The organism is Corynebacterium cystitidis (genome assembly GCF_900187295.1).
In the GTDB taxonomy this organism is placed as follows: Bacteria; Actinomycetota; Actinomycetes; order Mycobacteriales; family Mycobacteriaceae; genus Corynebacterium; species Corynebacterium cystitidis.
Map to the genome: position 1 here is coordinate 2,209,899 of NZ_LT906473.1, position 15,598 is coordinate 2,225,496.

The following is a 15,598-nucleotide window of genomic DNA, read 5'->3' on the forward strand; positions in this document are numbered from 1 at the left end:
CTAATCTAGCCCACATCTGAGGTATCACGTTGATTTTCCAACACGCAGTCCAACTGGCTGCCAGATACCTGTCAGACAGAGCACTGGTCTCTTGGGTTCGAAGTCCTGGGTTCGAAGTCTTCGGTTCGTATTCCTGAGTTCGAAATCTACTACTTCGACAACAATTTGCAATAACATTTACGCAGGTCAAAGAGTTTTCGCCTTTTACTTGAAATTCAAAGTACGAACGCAGAAATACGAACGCTGGAATACGAACGCAGGAATACGAACGCAGGAATACGAACCCTCTTGCAAAGGGGGCCCGAGAGAACAGCGCCCAGCAGATTGCGTGTGCAAGAGTGTGCGCGAAGGCCTGCAAGCACCTGCAAGCGCCTACGCAGCCTGCGGGAAGCCCTTGCCTAATCGCTTTCACCAACAACCGAGGCAGCAGCACCTTTAGCGTGGGTGATCACGGCGGGCACGCCCACTCCCCCAGCCCACGCTCCGGTCAGCGCCAGGCCGGGGATGTCGTCGATAAGCGAAAAAACTTCCCGCACGGTGGCTAGATGGTGCTCGTCGTAGCGCGGCAGCCCGCCCAGCCAGCGCTGCACATAAATTTCCTCAAGCCCTGCGGCACGCCCATCAAAACCGGTGATGGTCTCAAGGTCGTCGAGCGCCCAGTCCACAAGCGTGTCTTCGTCGGTGTCGCGGGCGATGCTATCGCCGAAGCGGCCGAAGCTTGCGCGCACCAGCGCCCCACCGCGTTCGCCGAGGTGCGGCCACTTCTTCGAGGAGAACGTGAACGCTTTGGCGTTCACGCCGTGCTCATCGGCGGCAACCAGCACACCAGATGTGTCGGGCAGGCCTTCGCTGGATGCAAAACGCATGCCGACGAGCGCACTATCCGCCAGCTGCACCGCCTTGAGCGCGGTACCTGCGGCAGGGGCGATCTCGCGCAGCAGCAAGGCGGTGGTGGGTGCCGGGGTGGCCAAGATCAGGCGATCATACTGCTCATCCTGGCCACCGGTAAGCCGAAACACTCCATCGTCGGTGCGCGACACACCCGAAATGAATGCGTCAATGTAGATGTTGGCACCGGACTTCTCAGCCAGCGTTTCATACACTTCGGCGTAACCTCCTTCGAAGGTGCCGAAAACGGGCCCCGGTTTGACACCAGCGGTCTGCGCCTTACGCTGCTGGCTGATCGCCTCAATCGCCGCGTGGAAGGTGATCTTCTCGCCGTCCTGCGCCAGGCGGTCAAATTCTTCAGCTAGACGCGGAATGGTTGCCCGTATCCCTAGGTCGTCGGCGGTGCACGAATAGACGCCACCCAGCAGGGCGCTCACCACGCGGTCTACTACTTCATCGCCCATGCGCTGGCGCACCAGCGCGCCGACATTCATGTCCGCGCCAACAGTCCAGTCGATGCCCGGCATGTCTGCCTCGGCGTCGATCCGCGCGCAAGTGTCGGCGGACACTAAGTGTTCCACAGGGCTTGACGACGATGGGATGCCCATCATTCCGCCACGTGGCAGAGGCTGAAGCTCACCATGTGAATACACGGTGGAGCGTAACCCCGAGGGGAATTTAATCTTGTCGGCTAATCCTAGTTCGGTGAAGAACTCGCGTGCTTCAGGGCGGTGGTAGAGAAATGCCTCTGCACCCATGTCGGTGGGGCCTGCTTCGAAGGCCACGGTGAAGAGTTTGCCACCTATCCGGTCTGTGGCCTCGTAGACGTCGATATGCGCGTCTGGTTGCGCCTTGCGGATTTCGTACGCGCTGGTCAAGCCAGCTAGTCCTGCGCCGATGATGGCAAACTTCACAGTGATTCCTCTCAGGTAGTGTCAGTTGGCCCGGGGCCAACTAGTCCTCGTGGATGATGGCCACCGCTTCAGTGATGGCCTCGGCCTGGGTGGTGGGTAGCACGCCGTGGCCCAGGTTAAAGATGTGGCCGGTTGCATCTCCTGCCTTGATGGCGCGGGCCGCCTCCGCCTTGATGCGGGCAACCTCGGAACGCACCACGTCAGCACCGGCGAACAGCATTGCTGGGTCCAAGTTGCCCTGCAGCACTCGTGGGCTGGCGAAGCGTTGAGCCACCACATCGAGTGGTACTCGCCAGTCTACGCCCATGATCTCGGAGCCTGCTTCACTCATGGCACCAAGGATCTCGCCGGTGGCCACACCGAAGTGGATACGTGGGATCTCGCCTGCCACGGATTCGAGGATCTCCACCGAGTACGGCAGCACGTGGTCTCGGTAGTCTCGTTCTGTCAGCGCCCCCGCCCAGGAATCAAATAGCTGCATCGCGTCGATTCCGGCATCTACCTGGGTGCGCAGGAAGTTCTTCACGGTGGGTACGATGCGCTTCATCAGCGCATGCCAGGTGTCGGGGTCGGCGTGCATCATGGCCTTGGTTTTTTCGTGGTTCTTGGACGGCCCACCTTCCACCAAGTAGCTGGCCAAGGTAAATGGTGCGCCGACAAAGCCAATCAGTGCCTGCTGGTCTGTCAGCTCGGCCAAGATGATCTCGATGCCTTTGGCTACTTCGTCTACCTCGTGATCGAGGATGGGCAGGGAGGCGACGTCGGCACGCGTGGTGATGGCCTGATCCATGACAGGTCCGCGTCCCGGCACGATTTCCACCCCCACCCCGGCGGCACGCAGCGGCACCACGATATCGGAGAACAGGATCGCACCGTCGACGTCGTGGCGTCGTACTGGCTGCAGGGTGATTTCGGCGAGCAGTTCCGGCATGAAGCAGGAGTCCAGCATGGAGATGCCTTCTCGCGCTTTCTTGTATTCCGGCAGCGAGCGGCCGGCCTGGCGCATGAACCAGACTGGCGTGCGGGACGGGGTGCGGCCATGGGCTACTTCAAGCAGCGGGGCGTTGGGAAGGTCGCGACGTTTCATGCACCCCATTGTGGACCAAAAGTTGGACAGAAGGAAACCGTAGGGCTGGCCGGCTCGGACGAGCCTGCCGGGCGCTTCCGGCTAGAGGCCGAGCATCTGCTGGGTTGCGGCGGCTAGCGCGGAGCCTGGCAGCACTTCGGCGTGATGTGGAAGGCTCTCCCAGTTACCGGTATGCAGGTCAGCCTCAGCGGCTGCTCGGTCGTGGGCGAATTGCTCCTTGAAATCCACGAGTGGAGGCTGGTCGTTTTCCACAGCCCACTCGTTGTACGCCTCATTTTCCTGTTTCACTGTGCGGAAGTCGCCGTCGTGTGGCGCGTTGTTATCGGGCATGCGGAAATGTTCGTTGACCTGGCCGTCGGGAATGTCGTAGGCCTCTTGAAGTGCCCGGTCTGCTTTTTGCGCGCGGCCTAGCGGCCCAATCCCCATTGAGGTGATACCGATCACTTCACCAGTGTTGGGGTCGTAGTTGATGCCGCCGGAATCACCGGATTCGTACCACAGCCCCCAGTGCACCACAGATTCGGATGCGCGGAACAGCTGCACACCGCACGTTCGTGCTGAGCGCTGCCCGTCTTTACAGATCGGCTGGCCGAAGTTGTCCGTGGACACCTCGTATGGCGCTAGGTCGGGGTAGTCGCGCACACCGGTCAGGGCGACTGGGGCGGAGCGCTGGTGGCCGTAGTGGTCCACGGAAGTGCTCACGTTGGTCATTTCAGTACCGGGTGTCAGTTGTGCTGTGGCCCAGTCGGGCGCGTTGAGTTTGTACTGGAGAATGTCTGCAACGGTGGCGTCGTCGCTCTCGACCCACTCTCCGGTTTTGTCACGGTAGGCGATCAGTTGATCACCCCACGTTTTTGGCGCATATACTGCCGGGTTCACTACCCTCTCGTTGAGCCCGAATGGCGAGACGCAGTGCGCTGCGGTTACCAGCACTTCTTTGCGGCTGCCGTCGGGCAGTGTCACGGTGCCTGCGAAAGCTTGGCTACAGCTGTATCCTTCCCATTCCGTGGGCAGGTCCTGGTCTTCGCTGGGTTCGGGATAGGCTCGCACGGGTGCGCCTGGGCCTACGGGGGCACCCTGGGCTGCAGGGGCCGCCGTTACCGGCAGAAGTGGTAACGCGAGGGCAAGAGCGGTGGTAAGGGAGACAAGAGCTTGACGACGATTCACTGATGCTGTCTTTCAAGGAAGCTGGTAGATCTTTTTCTTCCTAGCATAACCCGGCCAGGGTTTAACTTGGGAACTTCTTTGCAGACACCGAGCGAACCTCCACAAATAAGGACATGCCCAGCATCAACACTGTTGCAGCCATCGGGTGAAGCAGGCCGGCCACCGCAAGCACAATAGCTGTGACGTTATAGACCCACGAGTACACAATATTACGGTCAATAATGGTGCACACGCGGCGTGCCTGCTCGATCAACTGCGGGATCGCCGAGACGTCGTCGCGGACGACAGCGACCGACAGCTCATCAAGCATGTCGCGGCTAATGTCGAGCTTATCGCCTGCATCTACCAGGATGCCCACATCAGCCACCTCGAGAGTGGCTGCGACCGAACGATCCCCTATCATCGCCACGCTGGCGCCCTGGGTATGCACGGCGCGCACGGTCTTCGGCTTCTCACTACCGCTAATGCCCGCCAGCACAGAAGAGATTCCGAGCAGGTCCGCGAATTTGCGCGCCACCGGGTAGGTGTCGCGCGAGAGCATCACGGTTTCTAGGCCCATCTCTTCAAGCTTGGTGATAGCTTCCTGCGCGTCATCTTTAATCGGGTCATACAAAGTAATAACGCCACGGTCTTTCCCCTTCCATCGCACCACCACAGGGGTGCCACCAGCAGTAGCTGCCACGGCCAGGCGCCCATGCAGGCTGGACAGGTTGGTGGGCCTCCACAGCACCGCGTCGACTTGTTGCAGGTGCGCAGTGCCATCGTCGTCACGCGTGGTCAGCTCGATGCGTGCCTTAAAGTCACCGTCTTTGGTGATCTCATGATTGGTCACGTCGATCCAGTGTGGCACCTCGTCACCGCCTTCGGCGTGGTCGCGCGCCTCACGCGCAGCCCGCACGATCGCCTGGGCCGATGGGTGGTCCGATTCCATGGACAACGCGCCCGCTACGCGCAGCACCATATCTGGGTTTTCTCCCCGCTCAGCGGTGATGGTTTCTACATGCATTTCAGGCAGGACGAGGGTGCCCACGCGGTTGAAGATGACGGTATCGACGTTTTCTAGTCGGCGCAGCGTTTTACCATCCCGGATCATGATCCCGTTGCGTGCCGACGATTCAATCCCCAACCTAATCGCAATCGACGGTGACAGTGCCAAGGCGGTCGGGGCCACCGACGCGAGAATCGCTAGCGCGGTGGCCATCGCGGCGTTGTAATTATTCGACAGTGTCACCCACGCCACAAAGTCAATCACGGCGATCACGATGGCCGCAGGAATCAGCCAGCTCGCCGTCTTCGTAGACAGCATGGTCGCCTGGTTCTGTCGCTGCGACACATCCTGAATCCACCGGTGTGTGGCAGCCATGCGGGTTTGGTGGCCGGTTTCTGCCACGCGCACCTTGATCTGGCCGTCGACAATGCGCGAACCAGAAAACACCGGGGAGTTCACCTTCACCACGGTGTCCTCGCGGGCGTCGATAAGCCCCGGCTCCAGCTCGGCTAACCCACCGATCACATAGCCGTCGACAGGGATGATCTCACCTGCGTGCAAGACAATGTCGTCTCCCGGGCTGACCTCGGCCAGCGGCACTTGTTCGATCGACACCGCACCGGTGGCGCGATTACGCACTGAGATGGCCACTTTCGCAGACGGGTCGGGGCGGCGCTGCTCCATCTCATGAAGCAGGCTTGGCCGTGCCCGCATCGTCCAAATCCTGCCGGCCAGCAGCAAAATCGTCATGCCACAGGCCACATCCAGAAAAAGTTCGCCGTCTGACAGCCGGGAATGGTTGAACGCGAACCACTTCGGCTCAGAGAACCACCCGATGTCTCCGGCCGGGGTAGACACCAGCAGCGCTATCGACCAGGTAAAAGCCACAAGGATTGCCAGGGAACTCGCGCCATCCAAAGCGGTGAGCCCGCGCCGCACACCGCCAACCAGTGCACGGTGAAAAGGCCACGCAGACCACACCACTACAGGAGCGCTCATCACAAGTGCCACCCACTGCCACGCCGGGAACTGCAACTGCTGGAAATAAGACACCACGATCACAGGCACACCCAGCACCAACGCAACAATCAAGCGCGGAACTGTCATCATCTCGCGCGAGGTGTACAACACGTCCGGGTCCCGCTTCATCCGGCGCGGCCGACCATGTTGGTCGCGCATGAAACCGGCAGTGCGTGCCGAATCCAACGCGCGCGCCTCATCCGCCTGGTGGCGGCGCATCCGGCCACTCATGCCCTTCGTGCCCCGCAACACCCGCCGCGGCACAGCACCGTGGTGTTCATCGACCTGGGATGCCACAGTGCGGCGCCTTAACGACGAATCCGTCATGACAGCTGTGATCCCAAACTGTTGCATCACCGCTATCAACTCTGAAGGATCCATTAAGTCAGGGGCGGTAATCCACGCGGTCTTCGTGGAGAAGACGAGGCGCGCTCGCACGCCCGGCAGCTCTTCCAGGGCCCGTTCGACAGCTCCCAGATCAGTCACATCCGGCAAGTTATCAAGGTCAAAGGCGAGAGACGTTTTAGGGCGCTGCGCTAAATCGCGCACCGGGGCTTCGTCGTTAAGCTCGATGCCCGCATCACGAGCAGCGGCGACCGCCGTGTCAATCGCGTGGGTGACGCTATCGTGTTGAGTAGAACTCACGGTATGGCCCGACTTTCTTCAAACTACGATCTTCAAACTACGATCTACTAATTAGTATTCTTCGAGATATACGCGCTCGCCTTCGGGCGGAACAAGAACAGGGCCGCGAATGCGAGCACCGCCACAATCACTATTGCCGAAAAACCCGCAACACGAATCGCAAACGCCACAACATTAAAAAAGCACGCTATAGCAATACATACGGCAACGATTCGCCGCGCATTGCGGCTGCCTGTGCGCAAGTACGACGCAGCGCTGACCATCACCAACGCTGTGACAGCATTCACTGCCACCATGAACCACATATTACGCAGGTATGCAGCGACGAATTGCTGGGTCGGTGCTTGATCTGGGGCGCCGACCGCCACCATCTGCATCGCGGTGACCAACATTAAAACAGCACCAACGATGATGAGCCAGAACGCGACCTTGAGCGACCGTGGCCAATCGTTTCCCACGGTCGTGTCATAGCGCCTGTTGAGATCGTCGGGATGCGCGCTAAACGACGGGAACATCGAGGGCATGGGGTGACTCTTTTCTTATTTGTTGTCTGTGGTGCTCGTGCTGTTGTTCTGGTTCTTGTTCTGGGAGCCGCCATTTGAGTGTGTAAACGGGGGGCGTTGATCCTCACCCGTCCACGCCAAAGCTTCCTCTTTGTTAGCAAAGAACACTCCCAGGATTCCTGCAACTCCAAGCGCGATCTGGACTAGTCCGTCACACGCAACAAGCCACAGCGGAACATCCGATGCTGCGGGCGTGGAGAGGAATACCAGCAGCACACGAAACGCGAAAAACAGGGAAAAGATTGACAACAAGCGACGCGCATAGCCAGACCATTTGTGTTGCTTGGCGAAGAGAACGAGCATCCACACCAGCAATCCCACGATCACGATGGTGACCAGTGCCATGAATCCGATCGAGAGGTACACCGACGCGTTCAAGACTGACTGTGGCACATTCTGGTTTTCTTCTGCCGTCTGACGTGCTGCCGCTTTCAACGCCGTGGGATCAAGCAGGCTCATCGTGATGCTCAGGAGCTGGTGGAGCAGCTCCGCACCAACCATAAAAGACCAAATCCAGATCAGGTATGTGATCACCTCGGGCGCAGGCGTTGGTGTTGGTTTCTTATCCGTGGGTGTCGGATTACCGTTGGGCATTATCGTCATAATTGTTCGTCGCCCTCCCCTAGCCCTGCAGTGCCTTGGCAGCGTCAACTGCGAAGTAGGTTAAGATCTGGTCCGCGCCAGCGCGCTTAATGGACATCAGCGTTTCCATCATTACCGCGTCCAAGTCGACCCAACCGTTGCGTCCAGCTGCCTGAATCATCGCGTATTCGCCCGATACTTGGTACGCAGCGACTGGGACCGGCGATATCTCAGCAACTTTGGTCAACACATCGAGGTACGGTAACGCAGGCTTGACCATGACGAAGTCCGCGCCTTCTTCGATATCGAGCTGAACCTCCAACAGGGATTCACGCACATTCGCCGGGTCCTGCTGGTACGTCCTGCGATCCCCCTGCAGCGACGAGCCCACTGCCTCCCGGAAAGGACCGAAGTAGCTGGACGCATATTTCGCGGAGTATGCCATGATGAGCACTTCGCTGAAGCCCTCGTCGTCAAGCGCCTGCCTAATCGCCCCGATCTGCCCATCCATCATCCCCGAAGGGCTGACGATATGCGCGCCCGCCCGTGCCTGTGCCACCGCCATCTGCTGGTACAACTCCACGGTGGCATCATTGTCTACGACAGAGTTGCCCTGGCGATCCGCGGCGACAACCCCGCAGTGTCCGTGGTCAGTAAACTCGTCCAGACAGGTATCGGCCATGATCATGATGTCGTCGCCGAACTCGCGACGCAGACGCGCGAGATTGCGGTTCAGCACACCGTCTGCGTCCCACGCCACCGAGCCTTGCGCATCCTTATCGCTTTCCGACGGCACACCAAAAAGATCGATGCACTTAATTCCTGCTTCGGCGGCTTCTGCGACGGCCTCGACCAGAGAGTCGGGGGTGTGCTGGTAGACCCCGGGCATGGACCCGATCTCACGCTTGGCGTCAATGCCGTCGGCCACAAACATGGGCAGGATGAAATCGGACGGGTGCAAGTGCGTCTCAGCCACAAGCTCGCGCAGAACGGGGTTTTGGCGCAGGCGACGCGGACGGCGGGGCAGGTGCAGTGAACTCACAGTGCTAGTCCTTTGTGGGGTTGCTGGGTTGTGGGGTTGGTCTTGACCACTTTGGTCTTAACTTAGTTGCTCTTTTTCCGTTGCTTTTCATCTTAGGTGGTGGCGGTGTGGGCGGAACCATTGACAAGCTTTTCAAGTTTTTTAGAATAGAAATAAGAGACAAGGTTTATTGAATAAACAACTTCCCGTTCTTGTCCCCCTCAACACCTACTACAACTACGATTGGGTAAAGAAGATTGCTCCCGGGTGGGCTGAAACCGCTTGTGGTCTGGCGGGGTCGCCCCCTGCAGTAGCGCTTTGTCTGGTAACCACTGCCCAATTAAACGCTGAGCATTGCGCAGCCTTTTCCTGTGTCCCTGCCTCGCCTGGAATCCAATCGCTCCCACCGGAATCAGAATAGAGAAAGGATTCAAGAAAGTGAACACCACCAACGCTTCCATAACAGCCAAGCTGATCGCGTATTTCTTCTTTGTGATTCTCGTTGGGTGGTCAGCCTTCCGAAACATCACCCTGACACCCACCACGGAGGGTGTGATAGGCGTCCTCACAATTGGAGGACTCGTACTGACGACAATCACAGTGACCACAGCCTGCGATGTCGCAGAGAAGCCTGGCAAAGGCCTGCGAACCTTCATGTTCATTGCACTTGGCATGTGCGGTATTAGCATGATCGTCGCGCTCATTTTTAGCGTGGCCAATCAGACCGAAACCAGCGTGACGTTCGACTTCGCCCTCACAACCCTCATCATCCTCGGGGTTAGCATCTGGCGGGCCTGGAGCTCCATGCGCGCCAGCTCAGCCGAACCAGAACCTGCCGGCAAGCAAATCCCCGAGCCAGCTACGTCCCGCGCCTAGCTAACGCTAAACGCGTTCTCTGGACGTTGTGGCTTTATGCTTGACACTTTCGCTTTACGACGACTTCCTGCGCGCCCGCCGCTTCTTGCGTGGCGGAGGGAGTTGACCTGCCGCCCGCAGCTGGGCCACGTGGTCAGCCAGCGCGTCGACAAGCGACGGAACATCGGCCACCTCAGGTATAACGTCCACACGCAAGCCCTGCTCTTCGGCCTCCGCGGCCGTCATGGGACCGATGCACGCGATGATTGTGCGTTGGTGCGGTTTACCTGCGATACCCACCAAGTTCTTCACGGTAGACGCAGACGTAAAGCACACCGCATCAAAACCACCAGTTTTGATCATGTCGCGGATCTCCGGCGGTGGCGGGGCTGCACGCACGGTGCGGTAGGCCACCACATCGTCGACTTCCCAGCCCAGCTCAGTCAAGCCGTCGAACAGCACGTCAGAGCCGAGGTCCGCGCGTGGCAGAAGCACACGCGGAACTGGGTCGAGTTCCTCAACGTACTCCGGAAAAACCTCCACAAGCCCGGCCGCATTCTGCTTGGTGCGGTGCGGCAGCAACTCCGGGGTCATGCCCTTCGCGCGGATCGCGTCCGCAGTTTTCGTACCGACAGCAGCAAGATGCACGCCAGCAAAGGAGCGGGCATCCAGCCCCAGCTCCTCAAACTTGTCCCACACCGTGGTCACAGCGTTGACCGAAGTGAACACGATCCACTGGTAGCGGCCTTCCACAATGCCCTTGATCGCACGATCCATCTGCGCGGGGTTGCGCGGTGGCTCCAGGGAGATCGTCGGCACGCTTTGCGGGATGGCACCATAGCTGGACAGGCGGGTGGACATCGCGGCAGCCTGCGCCTTCGTGCGAGGCACGAGCACGCGCCAGCCGTACAGTGGACGATTTTCCCACCACGAGTACTTCGTGCGGTCATCAACAGCAGTACCGAGCGTGACGACGAGTTTTCCAGGCAACTCCACATCAAGCTTGCCAAGGGTGCCCAATGTGGCATCAAAGGTGCGCTGGAGGCGGGTGGTGCCATTCGTCGTCACGTACACCGAAGTGGCGGGGGCGAAACCTCGCTCAGTCAGTTCGGCAGCGATCGTCGGCAAGTCCTCTGATTCTGCCTGCAACACCAGTGGCTGAGGCGCTGACGCGAGCTGGTCCCAATCCACATCGTGGGACAGGTCCGCCTCCGTGTAGGTTGAGCCCAAAGCGATCCCCGCAAACGACGGCACCGTCGACGGCAAGCTCATCCCGGGCACCACCTGAAACTCAAGGCCGGCCGCGGCAACGGCAGCGATTTCCTCCATGACAGAGTCACGGGTCAGTGGATTACCGGCGACGAGGCGGATCACGTCGCCTTCGCCGGCTTCGCCGTCTACAATCGACTGGGCCGATGCCTCCATGACCTGCTGAATCTGTTCAATGCGGGAGCCTAAGTCCGCAACAGACTCCGACAATTCAGCCGCGGTGGGATCCTCTGGCTTTGGCGGCTTCCGGCGTGCGCCAGCCTCCTTCGCGGCGGCACACATGGCCTCATATTCCTTGCGGGCAGCGTCTTTTTTATGCTGCGGAACTGGCAACGCGGAACCGACAACGGCGCGTATCTCGGGCAGCACGTCAGGATCCACAACGGCGTACGCGTTGTTCTCCAACACTTCCCGTGCACGCACGGTGAGTAGATCAGGGTTGCCAGGGCCGGCGCCGACGAAGACGACTTTCGCCGGTTGGGGCGTGGTGTGGGCCATGGTCATAGACGATTCTTTTCTAATTCGGGCCTGTGGCCAGAACACGCGGAAATGATCACGTGCTCCGAACTGCCGACAAACCAAATGTGAAGGCGTTTACGGTTATCGCAAATGTTGAACAACTCCGCCACCTCTCCCCCAACTAGCACACAAAGATGCTGATCAAGGGGTTGTTTTCCCTTTAACGGGACCACGTGAACGGCGTGGTTATCAACGTATGATAGTTACACCTTAATTTAGGAACCCCAAATAGGAAAAACGGACAACTATTTTACACCACTACCTACCGGCCCCTGTTAGCCAATGATCGAGGCGGCACCCTGCTCCAGCAGCGCCTGCGCCACGTGCTGGCCTAGGCTGACCGGGTCACTTCCCGATGCGTGGTGGACAAGTTGGCGGGAACCGTCCAGAGCAAACACTCCCGCATGCAGGGTCAAAGTGTCACCGTCCAGGTCAGCGTAAGAAGCGACAGGCGCGGTGCAGCCAGCCTCAAGGGTGGCCAGTACGGTACGTTCGGCAGTCACCGTTTTCAGCACGTCATGGTCAGCCAGGACATCGATCGCGGCACGGGCTTCCTGGTCGTCGACACGCGCCTCCACAGCAAGCGCGCCCTGTGCCGGTGCCGGCATGATCTCTGTCGGCTCAAAAACCTGGGTGGCCACGTTGCTCATGCCCACTCGCGAAATGCCAGCATACGCTAAGACAACAGCGTCGAGTTCTCCCGAGGTGACCTTGCCCATGCGGGTATCAATATTGCCGCGTAACGGCTGAATGTTCAGATCAGGCCGGTGTGCCTTGAGCTGCGAGATGCGTCGCGGAGCCGAGGTGCCCACGCGCGCGCCTTCAGGCAGGGTGTCCAAGGTCAGGCCGTCGCGTGCAATGAGTGCTTCACGACGATCCTCCCGCACCGGCGTGATCAGGTGAGTACGTGGCTCATATGCTGTTGGCAAGTCCTTGAATGAATGCACCGCAATATCACATTCGCCGGCGTAGAGTGCCTCGCGCAGAGCTGCGGTGAACACGCCTACTCCGATGCGCTCGACCGGTGCCATATTGACATCGCCGGCGGTGGTGACGATGTGAAGTTCGGATTCATAACCTGCAGCATTGATCGCATCGCGCTGATGGCCTGCCTGGGTGGTGGCTAGCTTCGAACCCCGAGTACCAATTTTCAGCACCTTGCTTCTCCTTATTTACCCGACTTACCCGGTTTGTCCGGGCTTAAATCTAGTTCTTCGCGGTTCGGCAGCTTGTCCACGTTGACAGCGACCGCAGGCGGCGTCGTGGTCAGCCCGAACAGCTCTTGCAGCGCCGTTTCGTAACTTACAGTGCCCTCGCTTGCGGCCAGTTCTTTCACCTTCACGGTTGGCTTATGCAAAAGCTTATCGACGACCCGCTTCATGCTTCGGGCGACTTGACGCAGATCATCCTCATCAAGGTGGGGCAACCGATTCTTAAGGTGGGCATATTCTTCGTCGACAAGCTCGGCCGCTGTCCGTCGCAGTTGAGTTACCGCAGGTGTGACGTCGCGGACGCGCTCAGCGGAAGTGTAGGCGGACAGCTCTTCGTCGATAATTGCTTCGGCCTCGCGCTGCGCGGTCGCGTCGATGACGCCTTCGGCTTCCTGTCGGGCATGCAAGTACTCGATGTTGACCAGGCGCACACCGTTGTGGTCAGTGACAGCATCGTCGATATCGCGCGGAAGCGAGAGGTCGACCAGCATGATCGGCCCAGAAATGTCGTCGGAAGTGATGGTAAATTCGTCGGTGGCAGTAGCCGAGACCGCGATGTCCACCCGGCTTAACGCACCGGCACGCGCGTTGAAGTCAACAACCTCCGCATTCACTCCTGCTTCCCGCGCATGTTCGGCGAGACGCTCAGCGCGCGATCGCGTGCGGTTAGCAATAATGAGCTTGTCGATGCCCTGTTTACCTAAATGGGTGGCAGCCAGCGACGCCATCGCACCTGCACCAAGCACGAATGCTGTTTTACCGGAGAAGTCCTGAACGTTCATTTCCTGGCGTGCAACGTCCAAGGCGAAGGTGACCATGGAACCACCGGCATCGTCAATAGCTGTTTCTGTGTGAACCCGCTTGCCTGCACGCAGAGCAGACTGCGCCAAAGAATGCAGGCCCGGGCCCACTGTTCCGCGCTCCTGCGCATCCTGGTAGCTGGTGCGCACCTGCCCAATAATCTGCTGTTCGCCCAGCACCATGGAGTCCAGGCCGGAGGCAACACTCATCATGTGTTCAGCGGCCGCGTCCGCATAACGCACATACAAGTAGCCCCGCAGCTCATCGGTGTGCACGCCTGAGATGTCGGCAAGCACATCGACAACGTCTTGTACGCCGGCATGGAAGGCATTGGTGACGGTGTAGACCTCTAGCCTGTTACAAGTGGAGATGATCATGGCTTCCGACAACGAAGGCTGGTCTACTAGCGTCGTTGTCGTCTTGTTTTGGACCGTATCGTCCATGCTTAAGCGCTCGAGTAGCGCCACGGGCGCGGATCGGTGGGACATACCCACTACAAGCACACTCACGGATGCCCTCCTGGTCAATTGGAATCAAACAAAAGGATACCCCCCAGGATTTTCGGCCTCGGTGTCGGGGCAGGTGCAGGTCACTCGCGGGCCAATTCGTCGGCAAGCTCCTCGTTATCAACTTCCCAACATGCAAACTCGACACCATCGATCATGACCACAGGCACGCGGTCGCCGTATTCCATGGCGAGTTCTTTGTCGCTGTCCACATCAATCAGGCACAGCGTTGCTCCGGCAGCGTGAACAACGGGCTTGATCTGCTCCGCGACACGTTCACAAGAACCGCAGGTCTGCCGTACCAGCAATGCAACCTTAGGTGCCATTGTTTGCTCCTTGTTTTCTTCTTGTTTTCTTCTTGTTTTCTTCTTGTTTCTTCGGTAGGAAAGTTTGGCGGCGGGGCCCTACGATGGCATGACAGTATGGAACCAAAGTAGGCCACGTGCCGGGCTAGAAAGGAATCGCACGCCAGTGTCGGACAGCTTCCCGTCTTCACCACACGAATTTTTAGGTTCATGGTTTCGCTCACACGGTAACCTGCGGCGCTTTCTCGAAAACACTGCGGTTCCCCCGATTGACGATGAAACACAAAAAGAGGCCGGTGTTGCTGCGGCAACTCTCGCGGTTGAGGAGCTCTACGGCCTCGACATGGAGCAGTTCAGCTCAGGCATGGATTCCGTCTCTGGTGCCTTCGCTGCAGCAGGTGGCGTACACATTACCGCCCCGGACCCCGATCTTCCGCAAGATGCCGAAGCCGCAGCATTCTTCGACATTGACAACACATTAATTCAGGGCTCTTCGCTGGTTGAATTGGCCCTAGGCCTGGCACGAATGCGGTACTTTCGGTTGCGCGATGTGGGGCCTGTGCTGTTTAAGCAGCTCCGGTTTCGGTTGTCCGGATCTGAACACGCCGGCGATATGCACCGTGGCCGTGAGCAGGCATTGGAATTTGTACGCGGCAGGAAAGTGTCTGTGCTGCTGAAGTTGAGCGACGAGATTGTTTCGCGGTCCATCGCGCAGAAAAGCTATGCGGAGACCATTGACTTGGCGCAGATGCACTTAGCTGCGGGACAACAGGTGTGGCTGGTGTCTGCGACACCAGTCCAGATTGGGCAAACGCTGGCGAAGCACTTCGGTTTCACCGGTGCGCTCGGCACCGTAGCGGAAGAGGAAGACGGTGTGTTCACGGGACGCCTTGTGGGCGATGTGCTGCATGGTCCCGGTAAGCAGCATGCCGTGGCAGCACTGGCGGCCTTTCAGGGCCTAGATTTGCAGCAGTGCACGGCGTACTCGGATTCCATTAATGACATTCCGATGCTGTCGATGGTGGGCACTGCCGTGGCAATTAACCCGGATGCGAAGCTGAAAAAGGAGGCGGCACGACGCGGCTGGGTGGTACGCGACTACCGCAGTATGCGCCGCGCGATCCGAAAGTGGGGCATCCCCTCTCTGCTCGCAGCCGCTGCGACATATTGGGGTTGGAAAAATCACCACCGTTAGTCTGTTGACCTTGTACACGAGTGGTCGTGCAAATTAAAAAGATCCCACCAGGTTTTATCCTG

The 15,598-nt window shown here is 59.0% G+C and carries 13 protein-coding genes; 2 read left to right on the plus strand and 11 right to left on the minus strand.

Features of this window, described 5'->3' with window-relative positions; translation table 11 throughout:
• Nucleotides 1-398: 398 nt before the first annotated feature.
• The 7 genes from CKV99_RS10520 to hemB all read right to left on the minus strand — a co-directional run bounded on the left by CKV99_RS10520 (nt 399) and on the right by hemB (nt 8,896).
• Nucleotides 399-1,802 carry a protoporphyrinogen oxidase gene (locus CKV99_RS10520; RefSeq protein WP_092260211.1) on the minus strand — a complete coding sequence of 468 codons (1,404 nt, stop codon included), beginning with the start codon at nt 1,800-1,802 and terminating at the stop codon, nt 399-401.
• 40 nt (nt 1,803-1,842) lie between these two features.
• A complete protein-coding gene (hemE, locus tag CKV99_RS10525) occupies nt 1,843-2,889 on the minus strand; it encodes a uroporphyrinogen decarboxylase (RefSeq protein ID WP_092260209.1) in 1,047 nt (348 codons plus the stop codon).
• A gap of 81 nt (nt 2,890-2,970) precedes the next feature.
• The gene (locus CKV99_RS10530; protein WP_092260207.1) at nt 2,971-4,056 is read right to left on the minus strand and encodes a chymotrypsin family serine protease; all 1,086 of its coding nucleotides are present in this window, start codon (nt 4,054-4,056) and stop codon (nt 2,971-2,973) included.
• Nucleotides 4,057-4,117: 61 nt separating this feature from the next.
• Nucleotides 4,118-6,709, minus strand: coding sequence for a heavy metal translocating P-type ATPase (locus CKV99_RS10535; protein ID WP_092260205.1), 2,592 nt, complete (start codon nt 6,707-6,709; stop codon nt 4,118-4,120).
• 47 nt (nt 6,710-6,756) lie between these two features.
• Nucleotides 6,757-7,233: a hypothetical protein gene (locus CKV99_RS10540; RefSeq protein WP_092260203.1), complete on the minus strand. Its 477-nt coding sequence runs from the start codon at nt 7,231-7,233 to the stop codon at nt 6,757-6,759.
• 15 nt (nt 7,234-7,248) lie between these two features.
• Complete coding sequence (locus tag CKV99_RS10545) at nt 7,249-7,875, minus strand: hypothetical protein (RefSeq protein WP_143063465.1); 627 nt, start codon at nt 7,873-7,875, stop codon at nt 7,249-7,251.
• A 19-nt stretch (nt 7,876-7,894) separates the two neighbouring features.
• Nucleotides 7,895-8,896: a porphobilinogen synthase gene (gene hemB / locus CKV99_RS10550; protein ID WP_092260200.1), complete on the minus strand. Its 1,002-nt coding sequence runs from the start codon at nt 8,894-8,896 to the stop codon at nt 7,895-7,897.
• Between the two features lie 417 nt (nt 8,897-9,313).
• On the opposite strand from hemB, the gene CKV99_RS10555 reads away from it, so the two are divergent.
• The gene (locus tag CKV99_RS10555; protein ID WP_092260198.1) at nt 9,314-9,751 is read left to right on the plus strand and encodes a hypothetical protein; all 438 of its coding nucleotides are present in this window, start codon (nt 9,314-9,316) and stop codon (nt 9,749-9,751) included.
• A gap of 54 nt (nt 9,752-9,805) precedes the next feature.
• Here CKV99_RS10555 and CKV99_RS10560 read toward each other — a convergent pair whose 3' ends face one another.
• The 4 genes from CKV99_RS10560 to CKV99_RS10575 form a co-directional block, all read right to left on the minus strand.
• Nucleotides 9,806-11,503, minus strand: coding sequence for a bifunctional uroporphyrinogen-III C-methyltransferase/uroporphyrinogen-III synthase (locus CKV99_RS10560; RefSeq protein WP_092260196.1), 1,698 nt, complete (start codon nt 11,501-11,503; stop codon nt 9,806-9,808).
• A gap of 290 nt (nt 11,504-11,793) precedes the next feature.
• On the minus strand, nt 11,794-12,675 hold the full coding sequence (gene hemC / locus CKV99_RS10565) for a hydroxymethylbilane synthase (RefSeq protein WP_092260194.1): 882 nt from the start codon (nt 12,673-12,675) through the stop codon (nt 11,794-11,796).
• Nucleotides 12,676-12,686: 11 nt separating this feature from the next.
• Nucleotides 12,687-14,039: a glutamyl-tRNA reductase gene (locus CKV99_RS10570; protein WP_092260192.1), complete on the minus strand. Its 1,353-nt coding sequence runs from the start codon at nt 14,037-14,039 to the stop codon at nt 12,687-12,689.
• Between the two features lie 80 nt (nt 14,040-14,119).
• Nucleotides 14,120-14,362, minus strand: a complete 243-nt coding sequence (locus tag CKV99_RS10575) for a glutaredoxin family protein (RefSeq protein WP_092260191.1) — start codon at nt 14,360-14,362, stop codon at nt 14,120-14,122.
• 145 nt (nt 14,363-14,507) lie between these two features.
• Here CKV99_RS10575 and CKV99_RS10580 point away from each other — a divergent pair, with 145 nt between their 5' ends.
• Nucleotides 14,508-15,536, plus strand: coding sequence for an HAD family hydrolase (locus tag CKV99_RS10580; RefSeq protein ID WP_231910013.1), 1,029 nt, complete (start codon nt 14,508-14,510; stop codon nt 15,534-15,536).
• Nucleotides 15,537-15,598 lie beyond the last annotated feature (62 nt).